21 protein-coding genes are annotated in these 20,311 nt (G+C 68.9%); 5 read left to right on the top strand and 16 right to left on the bottom strand.

The features are described from left to right. Window position 1: 1 nt before the first annotated feature. The 11 genes from CFN17_RS07985 to dacB form a co-directional block, all read right to left on the bottom strand. A complete protein-coding gene (locus tag CFN17_RS07985) occupies window positions 2-514 on the bottom strand; it encodes a PH domain-containing protein (protein ID WP_208750879.1) in 513 nt (170 codons plus the stop codon). Then, window positions 495-1,019 carry a DUF3180 domain-containing protein gene (locus CFN17_RS07980; protein ID WP_208750878.1) on the bottom strand — a complete coding sequence of 175 codons (525 nt, stop codon included), beginning with the start codon at window positions 1,017-1,019 and terminating at the stop codon, window positions 495-497. Before CFN17_RS07980 ends, CFN17_RS07985 begins: the two co-directional genes overlap by 20 nt. After that, the gene (gene folK / locus CFN17_RS07975) at window positions 1,016-1,594 is read right to left on the bottom strand and encodes a 2-amino-4-hydroxy-6-hydroxymethyldihydropteridine diphosphokinase (protein WP_208750877.1); all 579 of its coding nucleotides are present in this window, start codon (window positions 1,592-1,594) and stop codon (window positions 1,016-1,018) included. Before folK ends, CFN17_RS07980 begins: the two co-directional genes overlap by 4 nt. Beyond that, window positions 1,591-1,950: a dihydroneopterin aldolase gene (gene folB / locus CFN17_RS07970; protein ID WP_208750876.1), complete on the bottom strand. Its 360-nt coding sequence runs from the start codon at window positions 1,948-1,950 to the stop codon at window positions 1,591-1,593. The genes folK and folB overlap by 4 nt, the downstream gene beginning before the upstream one ends. A gap of 13 nt (window positions 1,951-1,963) precedes the next feature. Further along, complete coding sequence (gene folP / locus CFN17_RS07965) at window positions 1,964-2,899, bottom strand: dihydropteroate synthase (RefSeq protein WP_208750875.1); 936 nt, start codon at window positions 2,897-2,899, stop codon at window positions 1,964-1,966. A gap of 11 nt (window positions 2,900-2,910) precedes the next feature. After that, window positions 2,911-3,555, bottom strand: a complete 645-nt coding sequence (gene folE, locus CFN17_RS07960) for a GTP cyclohydrolase I FolE (protein WP_208750874.1) — start codon at window positions 3,553-3,555, stop codon at window positions 2,911-2,913. Between the two features lie 9 nt (window positions 3,556-3,564). Beyond that, window positions 3,565-5,631 (bottom strand): ATP-dependent zinc metalloprotease FtsH, encoded by a 2,067-nt coding sequence (gene ftsH / locus CFN17_RS07955; RefSeq protein ID WP_208750873.1) that lies wholly within the window; start codon window positions 5,629-5,631, stop codon window positions 3,565-3,567. Between the two features lie 195 nt (window positions 5,632-5,826). Continuing rightward, on the bottom strand, window positions 5,827-6,378 hold the full coding sequence (gene hpt, locus CFN17_RS07950) for a hypoxanthine phosphoribosyltransferase (protein WP_091255514.1): 552 nt from the start codon (window positions 6,376-6,378) through the stop codon (window positions 5,827-5,829). A gap of 30 nt (window positions 6,379-6,408) precedes the next feature. Continuing rightward, the gene (gene tilS / locus CFN17_RS07945; protein WP_208751400.1) at window positions 6,409-7,491 is read right to left on the bottom strand and encodes a tRNA lysidine(34) synthetase TilS; all 1,083 of its coding nucleotides are present in this window, start codon (window positions 7,489-7,491) and stop codon (window positions 6,409-6,411) included. A 107-nt stretch (window positions 7,492-7,598) separates the two neighbouring features. After that, on the bottom strand, window positions 7,599-8,744 hold the full coding sequence (locus tag CFN17_RS07940; RefSeq protein ID WP_208750872.1) for a zinc-dependent metalloprotease: 1,146 nt from the start codon (window positions 8,742-8,744) through the stop codon (window positions 7,599-7,601). Window positions 8,745-8,832: 88 nt separating this feature from the next. After that, the gene (gene dacB / locus CFN17_RS07935; protein ID WP_261792449.1) at window positions 8,833-10,332 is read right to left on the bottom strand and encodes a D-alanyl-D-alanine carboxypeptidase/D-alanyl-D-alanine-endopeptidase; all 1,500 of its coding nucleotides are present in this window, start codon (window positions 10,330-10,332) and stop codon (window positions 8,833-8,835) included. Between the two features lie 176 nt (window positions 10,333-10,508). On the opposite strand from dacB, the gene CFN17_RS07930 reads away from it, so the two are divergent. From CFN17_RS07930 to CFN17_RS07920, 3 genes are all read left to right on the top strand, one after another. After that, on the top strand, window positions 10,509-11,000 hold the full coding sequence (locus CFN17_RS07930; RefSeq protein ID WP_208750870.1) for an inorganic diphosphatase: 492 nt from the start codon (window positions 10,509-10,511) through the stop codon (window positions 10,998-11,000). Window positions 11,001-11,139: 139 nt separating this feature from the next. Then, on the top strand, window positions 11,140-11,895 hold the full coding sequence (locus tag CFN17_RS07925) for a DUF429 domain-containing protein (protein ID WP_208750869.1): 756 nt from the start codon (window positions 11,140-11,142) through the stop codon (window positions 11,893-11,895). Between the two features lie 80 nt (window positions 11,896-11,975). Continuing rightward, window positions 11,976-12,575, top strand: coding sequence for a MarR family transcriptional regulator (locus tag CFN17_RS07920; protein WP_208750868.1), 600 nt, complete (start codon window positions 11,976-11,978; stop codon window positions 12,573-12,575). Between the two features lie 65 nt (window positions 12,576-12,640). Here the strand turns inward: CFN17_RS07920 and CFN17_RS07915 are convergent, their stop codons facing one another. Further along, entirely contained in the window at window positions 12,641-13,561 is a 921-nt protein-coding gene (locus tag CFN17_RS07915) for an HAD family hydrolase (protein ID WP_208750867.1), read from the bottom strand. Between the two features lie 167 nt (window positions 13,562-13,728). Further along, a complete protein-coding gene (gene serS / locus CFN17_RS07910) occupies window positions 13,729-15,009 on the bottom strand; it encodes a serine--tRNA ligase (RefSeq protein ID WP_208750866.1) in 1,281 nt (426 codons plus the stop codon). A gap of 77 nt (window positions 15,010-15,086) precedes the next feature. On the opposite strand from serS, the gene CFN17_RS07905 reads away from it, so the two are divergent. Continuing rightward, window positions 15,087-16,151, top strand: a complete 1,065-nt coding sequence (locus CFN17_RS07905; protein WP_208750865.1) for a diacylglycerol kinase family protein — start codon at window positions 15,087-15,089, stop codon at window positions 16,149-16,151. A 79-nt stretch (window positions 16,152-16,230) separates the two neighbouring features. Here CFN17_RS07905 and CFN17_RS07900 read toward each other — a convergent pair whose 3' ends face one another. The 3 genes from CFN17_RS07900 to CFN17_RS07890 form a co-directional block, all read right to left on the bottom strand. Next, on the bottom strand, window positions 16,231-16,452 hold the full coding sequence (locus tag CFN17_RS07900) for a hypothetical protein (protein ID WP_208750864.1): 222 nt from the start codon (window positions 16,450-16,452) through the stop codon (window positions 16,231-16,233). 94 nt (window positions 16,453-16,546) lie between these two features. After that, window positions 16,547-17,530: a prephenate dehydratase gene (gene pheA / locus CFN17_RS07895; RefSeq protein ID WP_208750863.1), complete on the bottom strand. Its 984-nt coding sequence runs from the start codon at window positions 17,528-17,530 to the stop codon at window positions 16,547-16,549. An 18-nt stretch (window positions 17,531-17,548) separates the two neighbouring features. Then, window positions 17,549-17,875 (bottom strand): rhodanese-like domain-containing protein, encoded by a 327-nt coding sequence (locus tag CFN17_RS07890; RefSeq protein ID WP_208750862.1) that lies wholly within the window; start codon window positions 17,873-17,875, stop codon window positions 17,549-17,551. Between the two features lie 379 nt (window positions 17,876-18,254). Between CFN17_RS07890 and CFN17_RS07885 the strand changes: the two genes are divergently transcribed. After that, window positions 18,255-19,676 (top strand): amidase, encoded by a 1,422-nt coding sequence (locus tag CFN17_RS07885; RefSeq protein ID WP_208750861.1) that lies wholly within the window; start codon window positions 18,255-18,257, stop codon window positions 19,674-19,676. The last annotated feature ends 635 nt before the right edge of the window (window positions 19,677-20,311 follow it).

Genomic DNA, 20,311 nt, shown 5'->3' with positions numbered 1-20,311 from the left:
GTCACAGCCCGGCCAGCCGGGCTTCGCCGCGGGCCGACAGCTGTTCGCGGAGCCGGGCTCCTTCGCCGGCGGGCAGCCCGGGGATCTGGGCGTTGGTTCCGGCCGATGCTGTGTGGAGCTTCAGGGTGCACAAGCCAAGGGGGCGTTCAACCGGTCCCACTGCGATGTCCACGTACTGCATCCGCCCGTACGGCACTACGAGGGTGCGCTGGAAAAAGATGCCGCGGCGGATCAGAAGGTCGTCTTCACGCTCGGCATAACCGATCGAGCGCACCTGCCGGGGAATCAGCACGAGCCGCCACAAGGCCAGAAGCAACCAGGCCAGGGGCACGGCCACGGCAAGCCAGAGTGGCGGCCACGCCCAGGCACCGTTAAGGACCAGAACCAGCGGAAGGGACAGCAGGGCCACCACGATCAGGTTTCCCAGCGCCCATCCCGCAAGGCGTACGGTGACGTATTTCGGTGACACCCTGAGCCAGTGGATGCCCGGCGGATCAATCGCTTCGGTAGGCATATTCGCCTTCTGCCGAGGGTTTGGTGCGCTTTCCCTGTACCCCGTGCCCGGAGTCGGCGTCGCCGTCCTCGGGCGGGATCCGGCAGAACCGCTCGACGACGAGCCCCACGACCACCATGATCAGGCCGCCGCCGGCCATCGCGAGGGCCTGCCAGGTGAGGTCCTGGTTGCTGCGCAGGTTCCACAGCCGCAGCTGCTCGATCACCACTCCGGCGTGCCAGCCCAGCAGGACCGTTCCGGTGTAGGCGCAGGCCTGGGCGAGGACCAGGGTCCACGCCGCCAGGATGGGATTGAGGACCTTTTTCTTCTTGCCGTTGCGCCACCGCAGCACGCGGATCCCCAGCACGAGGGTGAGGACCACGATCACGCCCATGGTCACCAGTCCCGTGAGCGGCAGCACCGGGGTGGCCAGGCTGTAGCGGCCGGCCATGACGGTGGCGAACCAGCCGGCCAGGGCAACGACCGCTGCGATGGCCAGCAGGAGCAGGGGGTTGGTCAGTTTCACGGCCGCTCCAGCGGTCCCGGCGCGACTTCCGCACCCGTCGTCTTCGCGGCTGCACTGTCCGCGGGGGCGGGGGCCTGGAAGCCGTCAAACGTTTCGAGGTCGGCGAAATCCGCGGCCCGAACGGCGAGGTCGCCCACGCGTTCGCCGTTGAGCTGCGCCGCCGGGTCTATCTGCGACCACGGGTAGAGCACGAAGGCCCGTTCGGCAGCCCGCGGGTGCGGCAGCGTGAGCTCCGGGTCGGAACTGACGAGGTCCCCGTAGGTGATGATGTCCACGTCCAGGGTCCGCGGCCCCCACCGGACCTCGCGCACCCTCAAGTGCTTCTGCTCGACGGCGTGGCAGTGGTCCAGGAGCTCGCGCGGGGGCAGGGACGTCTCCACGGCGATCACCATGTTCAGGAAGTCCGGCTGGCCCGGCGGGCCGCCCACGGCCTTGGTCTGGACGATCGGTGAGATGGCCAGGAGCCGCACTTCCGGCGGGTCGACGAGGTCGGCGACGGCGGCGGACAGGGTGTCGTTGCGCTCCCCCAGATTGCTGCCGAGCGCGATCACGGCGCGGGTGTAAGCCGGGCTCATGTGCGTCGCCGGTGCACGCTGACGGCGACGTCGCCGAAGTCGACTTCGATCGGGGCCTTGGGCTTGTGCACGGTGATGTCGACGGCGGCGACGGGGAATTTCTGCAGGACGTCCTCGGCGATCCGCACGGCGAGGGCCTCGATCAGGTTCAGCGGCTCCCCGGTGATCCACTCCCGGATGCAGCCGGCCACTTCGCCGTAATGCGCGGTGTCCAGGACGTCGTCGGACGCGGCAGCCTTGCTGAAGTCAAGGTGCAGTACGGCGTCGACGACGAACGGCTGGCCGTCGCGGCGTTCGAAGTCGAACACTCCGTGATGGCCGACCGCGGTGACACCGCTGAGGGTGATCTGGTCCATGGCGCCGGCCGGATCAGTCGGTGCCGGCCGGTGCCGGGTGCGCCGGGGGTGCCATGCGCGCGGCGACCTTGACGGCGTCAAGGCTTGGCCCGACGTCGTGCACCCGCACCGCCCAGGCACCGCGGAGGGCGCTGATGGCGGTCACGGCGGCGGTGGCCGCATCGCGTTCGACCGGCTGGGCGGCCTTGCCCGCCACCGTCAGGAGACTGCCGAGGAAGCGTTTGCGGGAACCGGCCACGAGGACTTTGTGGCCCATGGCCTGCAGGACATCCAGGTGCTGGAGCAGTTCCCAGTTCTGGTCCTCGTCCTTGGCGAAGCCCAGCCCCGGGTCCACGATGATCTGCTCCGGGGTGACGCCGGCGTCGTAGAGCTTGTCACGGACGCCGGAGAGTTCGGCAACGACATCACGGGCGACGTCGTTGTAGTCCGTCAGGGCGTTCATGGTGCTGGCGTCGCCGCGGCGGTGCGTCAGGATGTAGGGCGCCTTGGTCCGGGCGGCGAGTTCGGCCATTTCCGGTTCCATGGTCAGGCCGGAAACGTCGTTGATGATGGCGGCGCCGGCCTTCAGTGCGGCGGCGGCCGTCGCGGCGTGGGTGGTGTCGATGCTGACCAGGGCGCCGGCTTTGACCAGGGCCTCGATGACCGGCAGGACCCGGCGCTGTTCCTCGTCGACGCCGACTGCCGCGGCACCCGGACGGGTGGATTCGCCGCCGACGTCGATGATGTCCGCCCCGGCGTAGAACATCCGCAGGCCCGCCGCGATCGCGGTGTCCGCCGTGGCGTGTTCGCCGCCGTCGCTGAACGAGTCAGGGGTGACGTTGAGGATTCCCATGACGAGGGTCCGGTCGGTGGGCAGGTCCTGGAACGTCGCCGCCGGGCGCGGTTTGCGCAGGATGGGCAGGGGCGAGGTTGCCGGGCCGGTCCCCGGGGCTGCGGCTAGGGAGTCCATAGTCTGTGTTCTTACCTTCCGAGTATGAGGCTCATGGCTTCGGCGCGGGTGGCCGGGTCGTGCAGCTGCCCGCGCACTGCGCTGGTGACGGTCTTGGCGCCGGGCTTGCGGATGCCCCGCATGGACATGCACAGGTGCTCGCATTCGACGACGACGATCGCCCCGCGCGGCTGCAGGTGCGTCACGAGGGCTTCGACGATCTGGGTGGTCAGGCGTTCCTGGACCTGCGGGCGCCGGGCGAACATGTCCACCACGCGGGCAAGCTTGCTCAGGCCCGTGACCTTGCCGTCATGCGAGGGGATGTAGCCCACGTGCGCCACCCCGTGGAACGGCACGAGGTGGTGTTCGCAGGTGGAGTAGAAGGGGATGTCCTTGACCAGCACGAGTTCCTCGTGGTCGAGGTCGAAGGTCGTGGCCAGGATCTCGGCGGGGTCGTGGTGCAGGCCGGCAAACATCTCGGCATAGGCCTTGGCCACCCGCTTGGGGGTGTCCAGCAGGCCGCCGCGGTCCGGGTCCTCGCCGATCGCCAGCAGGATTTCCCGGACGGCCGCTTCGATCCGGGGTCGGTCCACTTTGGTGTGCGGGTGCTGTCCGGCCCCGTCCCCCGCCGAGGCAGCAGCGGGGGCGGGAACGTCGTCGTCGAAGTTAGAAGTCACAGAAGAAGCCTAGCCGGGTTGGCCGTCAGTCCCGATATCCGTAACACCGCCCTGGAACTGCTCCTGTCCGGGAACACCCTGGGCATGCGGCGGCCGGGCATCCAGCGGCTCCTCGAGCCGCGCCCGGGTGGCTTCCTCCTGCGCTTCGCGTTCGGCCCTTTCCTGCCGGGATTCCACCGGGCCGCCGGACAGGACCGGGCGGGTCTCCTTGGAGAGCCACACCTCGCGGAAATCGCGCTTGCGGATATCGGCGAAGACCTGCGCGATTTCGGCCTGGTTCAGGGTTTCGCGTTCCAGCAGTTCCAGCGCCAGCTGGTCCAGGACGTCCCGGTTCTCGGTGAGGATGGCGTAGGCCTCGTCGTGGGCGTTCTCGATCAGGCGGCGGACTTCCTCGTCGACAATGTAGGCGATCTGGTCCGAGTAGTTGCGCTCGTGGGCGGCGTCGCGGCCCAGGAACGGCTCGCCGCCGCCCTGGCCGAGGCGCACCGCACCGACGCGTTCGCTCATGCCGAACTCGGTGACCATCTTGCGGGCGATCCCGGTGGCCTTCTCGATGTCGTTGGACGCTCCGGTGGAGGGGTCGTGGAAGACCAGTTCCTCCGCCACCCGGCCGCCCATGGCGTAGGCCATCTGGTCCAGCAGTTCGTTGCGGGTCACGGAGTACTTGTCGTTTTCCGGGACCACCATGGTGTAGCCGAGGGCGCGGCCGCGCGGCAGGATGGTGATCTTGGTGACCGGGGCGGAGTTGCGCAGGGCGGCGGCGACCAGGGCGTGGCCGCCCTCGTGGTACGCGGTGACCTTGCGTTCGTGTTCCTTCATGACCCGGCTGCGTTTCTGCGGGCCCGCCATGACGCGGTCGATCGCCTCGTCCAGGGCGCGGTCATCGATCAGGTTGGCGTTGGAGCGGGCCGTCAGCAGTGCCGCCTCGTTGAGCACATTGGCCAGGTCCGCGCCGGTGTAGCCGGGGGTCTTCTTGGCGACGGCCTTCAGGTCGACGCCGGGAGCCATCGGCTTGCCCTTGGCGTGCACCTGCAGGATCTGGTCGCGGCCGATCAGGTCGGGGGCCTCGACCCCGATCTGCCGGTCGAACCGGCCCGGGCGCAGCAGTGCAGGGTCCAGGACGTCGGGGCGGTTGGTGGCGGCGATCAGGATGACGTTGGTCTTGACGTCGAAGCCGTCCATTTCAACCAGCAGCTGGTTGAGGGTCTGCTCGCGCTCGTCGTTGCCGCCGCCGATACCGGCGCCGCGGTGCCGGCCGACGGCGTCGATCTCATCGACGAAGATGATGGCCGGCGCGTTGGACTTGGCCTGTTCGAAGAGGTCGCGGACGCGGGAGGCGCCCACGCCGACGAACATTTCCACGAAGTCGGAACCGGAGATGGAGAAGAAGGGCACGCCGGCCTCGCCGGCAACGGCGCGGGCCAGGAGGGTCTTGCCGGTGCCGGGAGGGCCGTAAAGCAGCACGCCCTTGGGGATCTTGGCGCCCACGGCCTGGAACTTGGCCGGCTCCTGCAGGAATTCCTTGATTTCCTCGAGTTCCTCGACGGCCTCATCGGCGCCGGCGACATCGCTGAAGGTCACCTGGGGCATGTCCTTGCTGACCATCTTCGCCTTGGACTTGCCGAACTGCATGACCTTGGACCCGCCGCCCTGCATCCGGGAGAGCAGGAACCAGAACAGGACGCCGAGCAGCAGCACGGGCACCAGGAGGGAGAAGAGCCCGGAGAACCAGTTGTTTTCGATCGGCTGGTCGGTGAAGCCGCCGGAGGGCTTGGCGTCCGTGACCGCCTTGACGACGTCCTGGGCGCGGGCGTTGACGAAGTAGAACTGGACGTTCTTGCCCTTGTCCTGCCCGTCCACCTGCAGGTTGTCCTTCAGGACCAGGTCCACGCGGTTCTCGGCGTCGAAAATCTTCGCCTGCTCAACCTTGCCTGCGGAAGTCAGCAGTTCAAGGCCCTTGTCGGTGTCGATCCGGCTTGCGCCGCCGGGAGCCAGGGTGGCAAAGGCCAGCAGCAGCATGGCCACCACGACGACAATCCAGATGCCCGGGCCCTTGAAGAAACTCTTAGCTTTCATCTGTTCGGGGCTGGCCCCGTCCCTCCTGGTAGTGCTGCACGGCGACCGTTCTGCGCGCGTGTGGTGCTGCGTCAGGTTCTAGCTATACACCGTCGCACTACCTCACGCACGGAGAACGGCAAAAGTTCCCTGTGGGCGTAGCGGGGCGCGCCGCCCCGCGCCCGGTCCCGGGAGGGGCGGCGCTGCGTAAACGGCCTACTCGTAGACGTGCGGTGCCAGGGTGCCGACGAAGTCCAGGTTGCGGTACTTTTCCGCGTAGTCCAGGCCGTAGCCGACGACGAATTCGTTGGGGATGTCGTAGCCGACGTACTTGACGTCGATCTTGACCTTGGCGGCCGTGGGCTTGCGGAAGGCGGTGCAGATTTCCACCGAGGCGGTGCCGCGGGATTCCAGGTTGGTCTTGAGCCAGGACAGCGTGAGGCCGGAGTCAATGATGTCCTCGACAATGAGGACGTCCTTGCCCATGAGGTCGGTGTCGAGGTCCTTCAGGATGCGGACCACGCCGGAGGACTGGGTGCCGGAGCCGTAGGAGGAGACGGCCATCCAGTCCATGGAGACGTGGCTGTGCAGTGCGCGGGCCAGGTCTGCCATGACCATCACGGCGCCCTTGAGCACGCCGACGATCAGGAGGTCGCGGCCCTCGTAATCCTTGTCGATCTGCGCCGCGAGTTCGGTGATCCGTTGCTGGATCTGCTCCTTGGTGTAGAGAACGTGCTTGAGGTCTGCCTGGACGTCGTTTGAATCCACCAATGGCTCCTGTGTAGATGCGGGGTGCGACTATTTTCTGGATGGCCGTTGAGGCCGGAATACAAGCTTCCCACAGCGGGCGCCTTCGCGGGGAACGCCGGCGGCGGCGGACTGCCCCTCCGCCTCGAGCTGCGCGAGGGAGAGCCGGTAGACGCTGACCGAGCCGGGGAGCTCCACCGGACCGGCCGAGCCGTGGCGGCGCAGCAGCGCTTCGGCCGCGAGCAGGCGCTGGTAGCTGGGCTGCTGACCGCCGACGGCGGCGGCGGCCTTGGCGATCACCCGGAACCTCACGGCCGGGGCCAGGTCCCGCAGGGCCGCTTCGGGCAGGCTGATCCCTTTACCCGCCTGCTCGATGCCTGTCCGATCGTTCCGTGCGTGACCGCCCCCGGCCGGCTCGCGGAGACGCTCAAAGGTGGCGTTCGCCACCTCCTCGAGGTAGTCGGCGTCGAGCTGCAGGATCGCGGCGGTGCGGGCGAGGGATTCGGCGACGCCGGGGCCCAGTTTTTCCTCCAGCAGGGGCAGCACCTCCACCCGGGTGCGGGAACGGGCGTAGGCGGGGTCCGTGTTGGACGGATCGTGCCAGGGGTCCAGGCCCTCGACCCGGCAGATCTCCAGGGTGTCCTCGCGCCGCAGGCCCAGGAAAGGCCGCAGGAGCCGGCCCCGCGACGGCCGCATCCCGGCGAGGGAGCGCGTGCCGGACCCGCGTGCCAGGCCGAGCAGCACTTGCTCGGCCTGGTCGTCGAGGGTGTGGCCGAGGAGAATCACGGCCGCGCCGGCCTCGTCCGCGGCGGCCTCGAGCGCCGTGTGGCGGGCTTCCCGGGCGGCGGCCTCCGGGCCCATGCCGGCGGCTGCGACCTCGACCGTCCTGACCTGCACGGGAGCGAGTCCGAGGTCCTTGAGGGTCCGTGCGGTGGCCGCGGCGACCGCGGCCGAGCCCGGCTGGAGCTGGTGGTCCACGATCACAGCCCCGACGGTTACGGGACGGCCGTCCACGTGGCCGCGGCGGGCGAAATAGGCGGCCACGGCGGCAAGGGCCAGCGAGTCCGGGCCCCCGCTGCACGCGACCAGGACGTGCTGCGGGTACCCGGCTCCGGCGAGCGCGTCCTGGACCATCTTCCGCGCGGTGCCGACCACCGGCGCGAGGCGGCCGGGCCGGCGTCGTCCGCTGGGAACCGGCGCGGGGTCGGCAGGGTCGGCAGGGTCGGTGGCAGGCATCGCGGCTAGAGGCCCATCCGGTCGAGCCAGAGCCTGGAGTCGTGGATCTCGGGTTCAGTGGGGAGGTGCTCCGCGGATGCCCAGACCGTGTTGAAGCCCTCCATGCCGGCGGCGGCCACGGCTTCCCGGACGAACTTGGCGCCGTCGCTGTACTGGCGCATCTTGGCGTCGAGGCCAAGCAGGCTGCGGATGAATTTCTCGATCATGCCGCGGTCCTTGCCGCGGGCGTTGAAGCGCTGCCGGATGGTCTTCACCGACGGGACAATGCTGGCGTCCACGGCGTCCATGACCACATTCGCGTGGCCCTCGAGCAGACTCATCAGGGCGGTCAGGCGGGACAGGGCCGCCTTTTCCTCCGGGTTCTGGAGCAGGTCCAGGACGGCGCCGCGGCCCGGTGCCGTGCCGGGCGCGGCACGGTCCTTCAGTGACTTCGCGGCGGCGGAGGCGCGTTCCATCAGGGAATCAACATTGCCCAGCAGCAGGCCGCTGAGGTTTTCGATCTCATCCAGCATGTGGTGCCGCAGCCACGGGGCGGCGGCGAACTGCACCCGGTGGGTCTGCTCGTGGAGGCAGACCCAGAGCCGGAAGTCCGCGGGGGTGACGTTCAGTTCGCGTTCCACGGAGATGATGTTCGGCGCCACGAGCAGCAGGCGGCCGGCGGCGGGTGCCGTCGAGTTCTCGGCCAGGGCGGAGAAAGGATCGTACTGGCCCAGGACTTTGCTCGAGAGGAAGGCCAGGATGGCGCCGAGCTGGCTGCCGGTGATGGCGCCGCTGACGCTGGCCGCGCCCGGGTTGAGGGCTCCGCGGCCCTCCAGCATCTTCTCCATGGCCGGCTTGAGCATGACGGCGAAGCTCTGCGTGTTGGCCCGGGCCCAGGAAGCGCGGTCCACTACCAGGACCTCGGAGTCGCGCAGGTCCCGTGCGGCGTCGAGGCCGGTGATGTCGTGGACGTGCGGGACAGAGATGTCGGCCATGAGCCTCAGGTTTTCGACGGCGGCGCCGATCTCCGAGGCGCCCAGGACCGGGCCGGCGGGTGTGAGCCGGGCGGCCGTGGACGCGGCAAGCTCCCAGTTGATCAGGCCTTGGGCCGGGGCCGGGCCGGCGGGTTTGGGTGCTGGCTGGTGTGACGTCTCGCTTGCAGAGGACTCCATGAGGTCCATCAGATCACAGGGGTCCGGCCGTCCGCCTTAATTTTCGCTGACCGGCGAACCGGCCCGGCCGGGCGGCCCTCGGTTCTCCTTAGCGGCAGCCGCAGCCGGCCAGGGCGGAGGCGGAGCGGTCCAGCGCCGCCTTGTTCGCGGCACCGGGGGTGAGTCCGTTGCCGACGAAGGAGAAGACCAGCAGCCGGCCGTCGGCGTCCACGACGTATCCGCTGAGCGCGATGACGGTGTTCAGCGTGCCGGTTTTGGCGCGCACCAGCCCGGCCCCGCCGGCGGTGGCCGCGTCCGTGTACCTGCCGCCCAGGGTGCCGGTGAGCCCGGCGACGGGGAAGCCGTCGAGGGCGGCGCGCAGCCGGGTGTCCTTCCCTGAGGTCATGGCCCGGACCACATCCGTGAGCTGCCGGGCCGAGACCTGGTTGGCCGGGGCCAGGCCGGAGACGTCCGCGGCGTGCAGGCCGTCCAGGGGGATGTCCAGGTCCTTGAGCTGCTGCATGACGGTGGCGATGGCGCCCTCGCTGCTTGCGGCCCGGCCCGCGCCGACGGCGGCCATCCGTCCCATCACTTCGGCGAGGTAGTTGTCCGAGGTCTGCAGCATGAGGTCCACCTGCTCCCCGACGGTGGCGGACTGGACTTCCGCCAGGACTTTGGCGTCCCCGGCCACGGCGCCGGGCCCGACCCGGGCGACGCCGGGCGCCACCGACAGCCCCGCGGCCGCCGCGGCCGTTGTCAGCCGGGCGGCGAAGGCCTCGGCGGCGGTCATGGCGGCGTCCTGGGGGCGGGGACCGGTGGTCTTGGCGGGGTCGAACCGTGCCGAGTTCAGGGCCAGCGGGTACAGCGGGGCCGTCTCGCCGGCGGCGACGTCCTCGGGGCTCCAGGCCTGGCTCAGGGACGGTCCGCTGAAGAGGGAGTCGTCCAGCAGGACGCTCACCGTGCCGGCGGACTTGCCGCCGGAATTTTCCCCGGATTTGTCGCCGGACGTGGCGCCGGCGGCGCCGTTCTGGAGTGCCCGGACGGTGGCCTCGGCGAGGGTGGCGAGCCCGGCATGGCCCAGGACGGCTGCCGGGTCGGATGCGCCGGCGCCCAGCAGCACGTCTCCCCCGCCGGTCAGCACCACGGAGCCGGGCGTCGGCCCCGCGACAACCCGGGTGCTGAAGCGGTGGTCCGGGCCCAGGACCCGCAGCGCCGCGCTGGCTGTGAGGAGTTTCATGTTCGACGCCGGTACGCGGGCCTCATCGGCGGCCCGGTCAAAGAGCACGTGGCCGGTAACGGCGTCCTGGACGATCCCCGTGAAAGTACCGCCGCCGTCGGTCTTCAGGGTGGCATTGAGCTGCGCCGCGAGGGCGGTGGCGGAGGGAACGGGAGCGGCGTCGCTGAGCGGGCCGAGGCCGCCCGAGCCGCCGGAAGCGCCCGGCGTGGCGGGCATCTGCTGCCAGGGCGGGGTGGCCGGGGACGCTGCGGAGGGCCGGCCGGGGCCGAGGAAAGCCGGGGCGATCGCGAAGCCGGCCGGCAACCCCACGGCCACCACCAGGAGGGCCTGGAGGACCAGCACGAGGATCCCGCGCAGCCTGCCGGGGGCCATGCCGAGGCCTGCGGGGCCGGTTCTCGCTTTCATGCTGCTGCTGGTCCTTTAGTCCTGAAATGTCCCCACTAGTTCCTGAAACCAGCGCCACTCGCTATATCCTCAATAGTAGTCGGCGGCAGCGACAGCCCTTGTGCACGTGCCGCGCACCCCCTGAAGTCGTCAAGGAGCATTCCATGAAGCATGACGTGACTATCGAGATCCCCAAGGGATCGCGCGTCAAGTACGAAGTCGACCACGAGACCGGCCGCGTCCGCCTGGACCGCGTCCTGTTCACGTCGATGCAGTACCCCACCCACTACGGTTTCTTCGAGAACACCCTGGGCGAAGACGGAGATCCGCTGGATGCGCTGGTGCTCCTGCAGGACTTCGATCTGTACCCCGGCGTGATCGTCGAGTCCCGCCCGATCGGCGTGTTCAACATGACGGACGACGGCGGCGGCGACGCCAAGGTCCTGTGCGTCCCCGCCGACGCCCGGTTCGACCACATCCAGGAAATCAGCGACGTCAGCGAGTTCCTGATCAAGGAAATCGAGCACTTCTTCACCCGCTACAAGGACCTGGAGCCGGGCAAGTGGGTCAAGGCCGAGGGCTGGGGCGACCGCGCCGCCGCCGAGGCCGAGCTCGAGGCATCCATCAAGCGCTACGTGCCGGCAGCCGGACACTAACCACGCTCACGCCTGAACAGCAGCGCGGGGTCACTTACCGCCCATCCGGACGCCGGAATTGGGCCGTATGTGACCCCGCGTTTTTCTTGCGCCGACCGGCGGTAACCACGTCATGAGGGCACCTAATGAGGACCCTGCGATGAGGACCCTCGGCGTCGACCTCGCCGCCGCTACGAAGAAGACCGCGGCGGCCGTCATCGAATGGTCCGGCGGCACGGCACGCCTGGTGCACCTGGCTCTGGACGTCAGCGACGAGGAAATCGTCCGGCTCTTCAGCGTCAGCGATATGACGGGGATCGACTGTCCGCTCGGCTGGCCCGACGCCTTCCTTCCGTTCATTGCCGGACACCTGAATTTCGACCCCGGCCCTGTGCTCAGCCACGACGGGATCGCGGGCCGCCGCCTGCTCGCCTACCGGGACACCGACCGGTTCGTCACAGGCAGGACCGGTCTGATACCGCTCAGCGTTTCCGCCGACCGCCTGGCCCACCCCGCCATGAGGTGCGCCGTGATTCAGGCCAAAATCGCCCTCGACGCGGGTCAGCAGGCGCGGGACGGGTCCGGCCGCCTCGCGGAGGTTTACCCGGCGGCCTCCCTGAAGCTCTGGGGGATTCAGGCCCGCGGCTACAAGGGACGCGGGGCCCCGGAAACGGAGCGGCTGTCCGCGGCCCTCGCTGACCTTGCCGCGAACGCCCCCTGGCTGGACCTGTCCGGCTACGGCGAGCTCCTGGCGGCGTCCGATGACATGTTTGATGCGGTCATCGCCGCGCTGACCGCCCGGGCTGTCCGCCTGGGCCAAACGCTGCGTCCCGGGGCCGGGCAGGCCGCGGCAGCCCTGAGCGAGGGCTGGATCCACTTGCCCGCGGGCCAGCTGTCCGGACTCGCGGGCGGGTAACCGTCAGTATTACGGTCACGGTACCGCAGCCCCGTCGGCTACTTGCCCCCGAAGTGCCACCGGGTAGTGTGTGATCCAGAATGTTCACGCTGACCATCAATCAGACCGACAGCCGGCGCGACGGCGACCGCGTGCCGCAGCTCCTCAAGGACCTGCGGCACATCCCTGCGCGCCTCGATTTCGACCGTTCCGTGGAGGACGAGGTCCAGGGCATCGTGGACTGTCCGCACCAGGCGGTGGAGGCGGCCATGATCGCCCTGCGCAGCGGCAGCTGGTACGTCGGCATCGGGGTGGGCCCGGTGAACGAGCCGCTGCCAAACCAGATCAAGGACGCCTCCGGTCACGGGCTGGTCTACGCCCGCCGGGCCGTGGACCGCCTCCGGAACGGCAAGGACCGGGTCCGCGTGGCGGTGGAGGGTCCGCTGGCGGAGCTCGCGGCGGAAGCCGAGGCAGTCCTGCGCCTCCTGGGCCACATCGTGCACGACCGCAGCCACGCGGAATGGCGGGTGCTGGATCTGCTCACTCCGGGGGTGCGGGGCCAGCAGAAGGCTGTCGCCGAGGAACTCGGCATCACCACGCAGGCCGTGAGCAAGGCCGTGGCCCGGTCCCAGTGGAACGAGGAGCACGCCGCCCGCCCCGCCGCGGCCCGGCTTCTGGGCCTGATCCTCGACGTCCGGTAGCCCGGAGCTGAACGGACGCTGCGCTCATCAGGCGCTGCGCTCAGCGGCGCCCTCAGCGGTGCCCGTCACTTGAGGAGGCTGCGCAGCACGTGGGCGGCGCCGTCGTCGTACACCGACTTCGTCACCTCATCGGCGGCGGCGATCACTTCCACCGGGGCCTGCCCCATGGCCACGCCGCGGCGCGCCCAGGTGAGCATCTCGATATCGTTGCGGCCGTCGCCGACGGCGACCGTGCGGTGCGCCTCGATGCTCAGCCGGCCGCGGAGGTGCTCCAGCGCGCTGGCCTTCGTGACGCCGGCAGCGGCAATGTCCAGCCAGGCCGTCCAGCCCACCGAATACGTCACGCCGGCGAGCCCGATATGGCGGATCGCGGCGTTGAACTCCTCGGGGGTGTTCTCCGAACTGAAGACCACCACGCGCACGGCGGTCGCCTCCAGCATGGTCTGGAAGTCGACCCCGACGGCTTCGACGCCGAAGCTGGCGTCCTGGAAGCGCTCGGTGGACAGGAAGTTGCCGGCCTCGTCCTCCAGGGCGTACTTGGCCGAGGGCAGCCGCTTGCGCAGGGCGCGCAGGGCCGGTCCGGGGTCGAACGTTGCCTTGTGGATGACTTCGTAGCCGTCGGGCAGGCCGGAATCGACCCGCAGGATCACGCCGCCGTTGGAGCACACGGCGTACCCGTTCTCGACCCCGATGTGCTCGATGACCGGCAGCGTGGCATTGAGCGAACGGCCGGTGGCGATCATGACGTGGTGGCCGGCGGCTACTACGGCCTGGGCGGCCTCGCGGACGGTCACGGACATGTGGCCGTCGTGGTCCACGAGGGTGCCGTCGACGTCCAGGGCAATCATCATCTTCACGCCGGCGTCGCTGCTGCCGGTTTGGTGGCGGCCTGCCTTGGTGCGGGGCGTGGTGTTCTGTGTGGTGTTCTCGTTGCTCGTGCGCCGGTCATCGTTGCCGGCGACTGAGGACTCAGTCATGGTTGTCATCTCACAAGTATGAGCAGAGACCCCCGACGGCGCTAGGACCAACGCCACAGCAAGGCGTTAACTTGTGGTAAACACCCACAGCGCATCCACAGTGTGAATATTTACCGGAGTGAAACGTTAAGTGCGCGGACGGGGGTCCCGGCGGTCGGGCGCTCGGAGGACGGCGCTTAGAGGACTGGGAGGACCGTCATCCCGCCCAGGTACTTCTGCAGGGCAGCCGGGACGTTGACCGAGCCGTCCGGGTTCTGGTGGTGTTCCAGGATGGCGACGATCCACCGCGTGGTGGCCAGGGTGCCGTTGAGCGTAGCCACGGCCCGGGTGCCCTTGGGCGCGCCGTCCTCGTTCAGGACACGTTCCCGGACGTTCAGGCGGCGGGCCTGGAAGGTGGTGCAGTTGGAAGTCGAGGTCAGCTCGCGGTAGGCGCCCTGGGTGGGGACCCAGGCCTCGCAGTCGTACTTCCGGGCGGCGGAATTGCCCAGATCCCCTGCGGCGGTGTCAATCACGCGGTACGGGAGCTCGCACTTGGCCAGCATCTCCTCTTCCCACGCCAGGAGGCGGGCGTGCTCGGCTGCTGCCTCCTCCACGGTGGTGTAGATGAACATTTCCACCTTGTTGAACTGGTGGACCCGGATGATGCCGCGGGTGTCCTTGCCATGCGAGCCGGCCTCGCGGCGGTAGCACGAGCTCTGGCCCGCGTAGCGGAGCGGACCGCCGGAAAGGTCAAGGATCTCGTCGGCGTGGTAGCCGGCCAGGGCCACCTCCGAGGTGCCCACCAGGTAAAGGTCGTCTTCGGCGAGACGGTAGATCTCGGCGTCGTGCTTGACGTCAAAACCGGTGCCCTGCATGGTTTCCGGGCGGACCAGGGTGGGCGTGATCATCGGGACGAACCCGGCGTCGATCGCCTGGTCCATGGCCATCTGCAGGAGCGCCATTTCCAGCCGGGCGCCGACGCCGCGCAGGAAGTAGAAACGTGCGCCGGACACCTTGGCCCCGCGCTCCATGTCGATCGCGCCGATCAGCTCGCCGATCTCCAGGTGGTCGCGGGGCTCGAAGTCGGGAAATTCGCGCGGCGTGCCGACTGTTTTGACCACAATGTAGTCGTCCTCGCCGCCGGCCGGGACGCCGTCCTCGATCAGGTTGGGGATGGTCCGGAGCAGCTCGTCCTGCGCGGCCTGGGCGACGTCCGCTTCGGCCGACGCGGCCTTGACGGACGCGGCAAGTTCCTTGACCTCGGCGAGCAGGGCCTGTTTTTCCTCGCCCTTGGCCTGCGCGACCTTCTTGCCGAACACGTTCTGCTCGGCCCGCAGGTTCTCGAACCGGATCAGCGCGGCGCGCCTGGCCGAGTCCGCAGCGATGATCGCGTCCACCGCGGATTCGTCGGCGCCGCGGGCGCGCTGGCTGGCACGGAACTTGTCCGGATTTTCGCTGAGGTCTTTTACGTCGATCACTGGATAAGAGTATCCAATCCGGGCGCCGTTGCCGGGCACCCCGATGCCCGGCGCCGGCGGGATACTGTTGGATCAAGATGCGTGACTGGCTGATCTACCTTGTCATCGCTGGGGTCCTGGCGTTTGCCGTCTCCAGCTGGTGGGGGGTGCGCAGGTTGCGGGCCAAGCACACCCGCAGCGCCGTGTGGGAACAAACCCACAGTCCAGGCCTGGGGCGGCAGAAGGTCGCCGTGGTCCTGAATCCGATCAAGGCGCGGTCCGCGGAGGCCCGGACGGTGATCGAGTCCGCCTGCGCTGCGGCAGGCTGGGAGCCGCCCCGGTTCTTCGAGACAACTGCGGAGGACCCGGGATTTTCGCAGACCCGGGCGGCAGTGGACTATGGGGCCGACGTCGTACTGGCCGGCGGCGGGGACGGCACCGTGCGTGTCGTGGCCGAGGTCCTCGCCGGGACGGACACCGCGATGGGCCTGGTTCCGCTCGGCACCGGCAATCTCCTGGCCCGCAATGTGCACCTGGAGGTCAACGACCTCGCCGGCAATGTGCAGGCGGCCCTCTTCGGGCACCAGCGGTTCATTGATACGGCGCGGATGACGGTGGAGAATTCGCGCACCGGCGAATCATCCGAACACACGTTCCTGGTGATTGCCGGCATCGGCATGGACGCCGAGGTGGTCAGTGACACGAACGACGGCCTGAAGAAAGCCGTTGGCTGGCTGGCGTACACGGAGGCCGGCGTCCGGCACCTGCCTGGGCGCCGCAAGAAGGTCTCCATCGCGCTGGATGACCAGCCGGAACAGACCCGCAAGATCCGCAGCGTGCTGTTCGCGAACTGCGGCCTGGTTCCCGGCGGAATCGATTTCATCCCGCAGGCCATGATCGATGACGGAATGCTCGACGTCGTGGTGATGAGTCCCCGCAGCGCAATCGGCTGGCTGGCCATGTACACAAAGATTGTCCTGAAGCACAAGCGGGACCTGCCCGTCATGACGTACTACCGGTCGGGCAAGATCACGATCCGGTGCTCCGAACCCATGCCCACCCAGGTCGACGGCGATCCTTCGGGCGAGGCTACCAAGGTCACCGTCCAGATCGCCCCCGGTTCCCTGCTGGTCCGGGTCAAGGACGGGGCGGAAGGCGTCTAGGCGGACGGAGTTTAGGTGGCCGGGTTTCGGTGGCCGGGCTACGTCGACCGGCTTGGGTGGCCGGGCTAGGGTGGCCGGGCTAGGCGCTGGCGGCTTTCTTGGCCTCGGCTGCCTTCTTCGCATCTGCGGCGGCCTTGGCCGCCCTGGCTTCGGACTGCTCGCGGATCATGGCCTGCTCCTCTTCGAAGCGCAGACGGTCCGCGCGGTCGGCGTCGTCGCCGTCCCAGTCCTGGTTGTCAGCTGTCGGCTTGGGATTGACAATCATTCCCTGGCCGTCATTTTCGGTGCTGGTGCCTGACATGACCCGCTCCCTCCGGTAGAGGACTTCCCCAATATGGATCAGGCAAGCATACGCACAGTTGGGAAGGGGTGGAAGTGCGCCGGGAGGCATTTGCCTACGCTGTGGGCGAACCCCCGGGGGTATATACCGGCGTCGCTGATGCACTGCCCAGTATGTCTTTCACCCAAGCATGCGCAGCCCGGAATGCCTGGTCAGAGGTATGCGGCGCAACATTGCTCCGGTGGCCGTCGGCACGCTGGTAGGAACCCAGGAAGCGGGTGGCCGGGCTGATCCGGTGCAGGCCCGCGAGCGCGTCCGCCACCCGGGCATCGGCAACGTGGCCGTCGGCGTCGATGCTGAAGAAGTAGTGGCCCAGATACTGGCCGGTGGGCCGCGATTCGATCCGGCTGAGGTTCACGCCGCGGGTGGCGAACTGGTCCAGAATCTCCATCAGTGCACCCGGCCGGTCCTCGGGCAGGGGGACCACGACCGTGGTCTTGTCTGCGCCGGTACGGGCGGGAAGTTCACCGGGTCGGCCCACAAGGACGAAGCGGGTGACCGCGCCGGGGTTGTCGCCAATATTTTCCGCCAGCACGGACAGGCCCGGCTGCTCGTCCGCCACGATCGGGGCGCAGATGGCAGCGTCATAGTGCGGCTCGTCCTCCAGGAGCAGGCCCATCGCGGCCGCCGCCGTCGACGATCCCGGGATGTATTCCGCATTGGGAATGTTAGCGTCCACCCACAGCCGGCACTGCGCCCAGGCATGGCCGTGGGTGGAGACGCGCCGGATGTCGCCGAGCGCCACGCCCGGCCGGGCCACCAGGACAAAACTGATCGGCACCAGCGCTTCCCGGAGGATCCTGAGCTCCTGCCCCGTGGCGATGGCGTCAAGGGTTGCTGTGACCCCGCCCTCGACGGAGTTCTCGATCGGCACCATGGCGGCGTCGGCGGAGCCGTCCCGCACCTTGTCCAGTGCCGAGTTCACATTTGAGGACGGGATGCGGACCGCGTCCGCCGCGCCCGGCACCTGCATCAGGGCCGCCTCGGTGAAGGTGCCCTCGGGTCCGAGGAAGGTGTACGTGAGGGTCGGTGCGGACATGGGTTCTTCCTTCTTCGGTTACAGAATGACCGGCTTGAGACCGTTGTCGGACACCAGCGGCAGGCCGGTCTCGACCCACTGGTCCATGCCTCCGGCCACGTTCAGGGCGGAATACCCCATGCCCACGAGCCACTGGGTGGCCCGGTACGAACGGCCGCCGGTGCGGCAGATGACATAGGTGTCCTCGTCCGGGTCGAGTTCCTCGATCCGGGCCGGCAACTGGTCCAGCGGAATGTGCAATGCGCCTTCGGCGTGGCCCGCAACCCATTCATAGTCGTCGCGGACATCCAGGATCTTGGCACCGTCGGGGATGCCGGACACGCTGACGCTATGGAAATCGCTCACGATCGCCCTTTCCGCAGATTTCAAGGTCTGGTCCCAGCGTATCCCCCGGCTCCGGCACGGCGCCCCGGGCGCGGGCACGTTACGCTTCTGCAGAACGCAAAGGAGACGCAAAGGAGACACCGCATGGCTGCCGATCTTCCCGCGGGGCGGCTCCTCCGCGGGCCCCGCCACGGGACATGCCCTCCCGTCGCCCTGAACTGGTTTACCCCGGGCACTGGACATGTCCCCCGCACCGCCACCCCGCCCCACGGGACATGCCCTCCCTTGGCCGCGGGCAATGGACATACTGCCGCAGTGCTCACCCGTTGCTGCCAAGAATGGGCATGCCCCCAAGGGACGGGCATCCTCCGGCTCCGGAAGTGGCTGGGGTCCCGTTTCCTTGGCTGACATCCACGAGCTTTCCGCCGTCCAGCTCCGCGACGCACTCCGGTCCGGGGAACTCTCCGCCCGGCAGGCAACCGATCATTTCCTGGACCGTGTCGAGGCCGGCAACCCGCACCTCGGGGCCTTCATCACCGTCACGGCGGAGCAGGCACGGAGAGATGCGGTGGCGGCCGACCGGCTTCGCACCCTCGCGGGCCGCAGCGGGGACGCGTTGGCCGCGCTGCACGGCATCCCGGTCGCGTTCAAGGACCTGACGGACGTGGCCGGCGTCGTCACGACGCATGGGAGTGCCGCCCTGGAACAAAAGGCGGCGCTGGCGGACGGCGCACTCGCTGCGGCGCTCAAGGCCGCAGGGGTGATATCGCTGGGAAAGACCCAGGTCCCGGAGTTCGGCCTGACTGCCTACAGCGAGAACCGGATTGCCCCGCCGTCGCGCAATCCGTATGCCCTGAGCCGCAGTTCGGGCGGGTCCTCCGGCGGCAGCGCTGCGGCGGTGGCCGCGGGGCTGGTTCCGTTCGCGCCCGGATCCGACGGCGGCGGCTCGGTGCGCATTCCGGCCGCGGCCTGCGGACTCGTCGGGCTGAAACCCGGCCGGGGCCTCGTGCCGGCCGGGGAGAGCTCCGGCGATCCGGCGCAGCTCGTGGTCGCCGGACCGCTCGCCCGGACCGCCGCCGATGCCGCCCTGCTGCTGGGCGCCTTGGTGCCCGGTGCGCCCGGAGCCAGCTACCTCGAGGTGACCGCCCACGAACCGCGCAAGCTGCGGATCGGCGTCAGCCTGGACAGCCCGTGGCAGACCGCTTTCCCGTTCGCCCCGGACCCGGAAGCGCTGGACGCGCTGGCCGACGGCGTCGCACGGCTCGAGGCCGCGGGCCACGAAATGTCGGAAGCTGCGATCCGCTATGACAACCGCTACCCGGACGCGTTCACCACGGCTTGGACGGCCGGCGTCGGGAGCGCCCGGATCGCACCCCAACGCGAGGCACTCCTGACCCCGCTGACCAGGACGTTCCGCCGGCGCGCCCAGCAGCGCAGTGCGGCCAAGCTCGACGAGTCCCTGCGGTTCCTGCGGCAGTTCCAGCACGACACGACCGCCCAGTACGCGCAGTGGGACCTCATTCTGACGCCCGCCCTGGCCCAGACACCCCGCCCGGTCGGCTGGTTCACGGCGGCGTCCCACGGCGACGGCTACTGGCCCGCAGCCGAATGGGAGGGCGACGCCGACCGCGACTACCGCAAACAATGCGAGTTCGCGCCGTGGTCCTCCATGGTGAACGTCTGTGGCCTGCCGGCAATCAGCATCCCGGTGCACTGGACCGGCGGCACCGCGGGCTCGGGGCTGCCGATGGGCATTCAGCTGATCGGGCCGGCGGGCTCCGAGGGATTGTTGCTGCAGGTGGCCGCTCAACTCGGGTTCTAACCTCGGACTGGCGGGCGGGCCGCTCCGGGCCAAGCTCAGTGGACATGCCCAGCGTCGGCTCGACTGAGGAGGACATGCTCATTCCTCGCGGGCACGGTTGCGGACATGCGCATCCCAGGTGCCGCACGGGTACGGACATGCTCATTCCTCGCGCGCAGGGGTGCGGACATGCGCATCCCAGGTGCCGCATGGGGAGCATGTCCAGTGCTGGCGCCGGGGATCGGACATATCCAGCGGTCGCCCGGGACATGCTCACTCCTCGCGGCGAAGCGTGGACATAATGCCACTATGTCCACTCGGGGGGATGAAGTGGTCCCCGGAAGTTGGACTGGGATATTCATTTCCGACTTCAGGGGAGCAGTTTTATGTTTGGTCGTAGTCCGTTGTCTGAAGATCAGCGCGAGGCCGCTGTAGCGTGGTTTGAGAAGGGCATCGCGGATGCGGCGACTGCGCGGGTGATGGGTGTGGCTCGCTCGCCGGTCAAGGGTCTGTATCTGCGGTGGAGGATCCATGGTCGAGGAGTGCTGGTGGCCAAGCAGACGAAACAGGTGTACTCGTTCGAGCTGAAGCTGGCCTTGGTTGAGCGGTTCATCGCGGGTGAGACCGCGCAGGCTCTCGCGGCGGAGGCCGGGTTG

Source organism: Arthrobacter sp. PM3 (genome assembly GCF_003352915.1).
GTDB lineage: Bacteria > Actinomycetota > Actinomycetes > Actinomycetales > Micrococcaceae > Arthrobacter.
The sequence above is the reverse complement of the archived record's forward strand: the minus strand, read 5'-3'. Positions and strand labels throughout refer to the sequence as shown.

Coding starts and splice junctions, on each gene's coding strand:
- CFN17_RS07985 (WP_208750879.1), bottom strand. CDS start 514: ATGCCTACCGAAGCGATTGATCCGCCGGGCATCCACTGGCTCAGGGTG.
- folK (WP_208750877.1), bottom strand. CDS start 1,594: ATGAGCCCGGCTTACACCCGCGCCGTGATCGCGCTCGGCAGCAATCTG.
- folB (WP_208750876.1), bottom strand. CDS start 1,950: ATGGACCAGATCACCCTCAGCGGTGTCACCGCGGTCGGCCATCACGGA.
- folP (WP_208750875.1), bottom strand. CDS start 2,899: ATGGACTCCCTAGCCGCAGCCCCGGGGACCGGCCCGGCAACCTCGCCC.
- ftsH (WP_208750873.1), bottom strand. CDS start 5,631: ATGAAAGCTAAGAGTTTCTTCAAGGGCCCGGGCATCTGGATTGTCGTC.
- tilS (WP_208751400.1), bottom strand. CDS start 7,491: ATGGTCCAGGACGCGCTCGCCGGAGCCGGGTACCCGCAGCACGTCCTG.
- CFN17_RS07940 (WP_208750872.1), bottom strand. CDS start 8,744: ATGGAGTCCTCTGCAAGCGAGACGTCACACCAGCCAGCACCCAAACCC.
- dacB (WP_261792449.1), bottom strand. CDS start 10,332: ATGGCCCCCGGCAGGCTGCGCGGGATCCTCGTGCTGGTCCTCCAGGCC.
- CFN17_RS07930 (WP_208750870.1), top strand. CDS start 10,509: ATGAAGCATGACGTGACTATCGAGATCCCCAAGGGATCGCGCGTCAAG.
- CFN17_RS07925 (WP_208750869.1), top strand. CDS start 11,140: ATGAGGACCCTCGGCGTCGACCTCGCCGCCGCTACGAAGAAGACCGCG.
- CFN17_RS07920 (WP_208750868.1), top strand. CDS start 11,976: ATGTTCACGCTGACCATCAATCAGACCGACAGCCGGCGCGACGGCGAC.
- CFN17_RS07915 (WP_208750867.1), bottom strand. CDS start 13,561: ATGACAACCATGACTGAGTCCTCAGTCGCCGGCAACGATGACCGGCGC.
- CFN17_RS07905 (WP_208750865.1), top strand. CDS start 15,087: ATGCGTGACTGGCTGATCTACCTTGTCATCGCTGGGGTCCTGGCGTTT.
- CFN17_RS07900 (WP_208750864.1), bottom strand. CDS start 16,452: ATGTCAGGCACCAGCACCGAAAATGACGGCCAGGGAATGATTGTCAAT.
- pheA (WP_208750863.1), bottom strand. CDS start 17,530: ATGTCCGCACCGACCCTCACGTACACCTTCCTCGGACCCGAGGGCACC.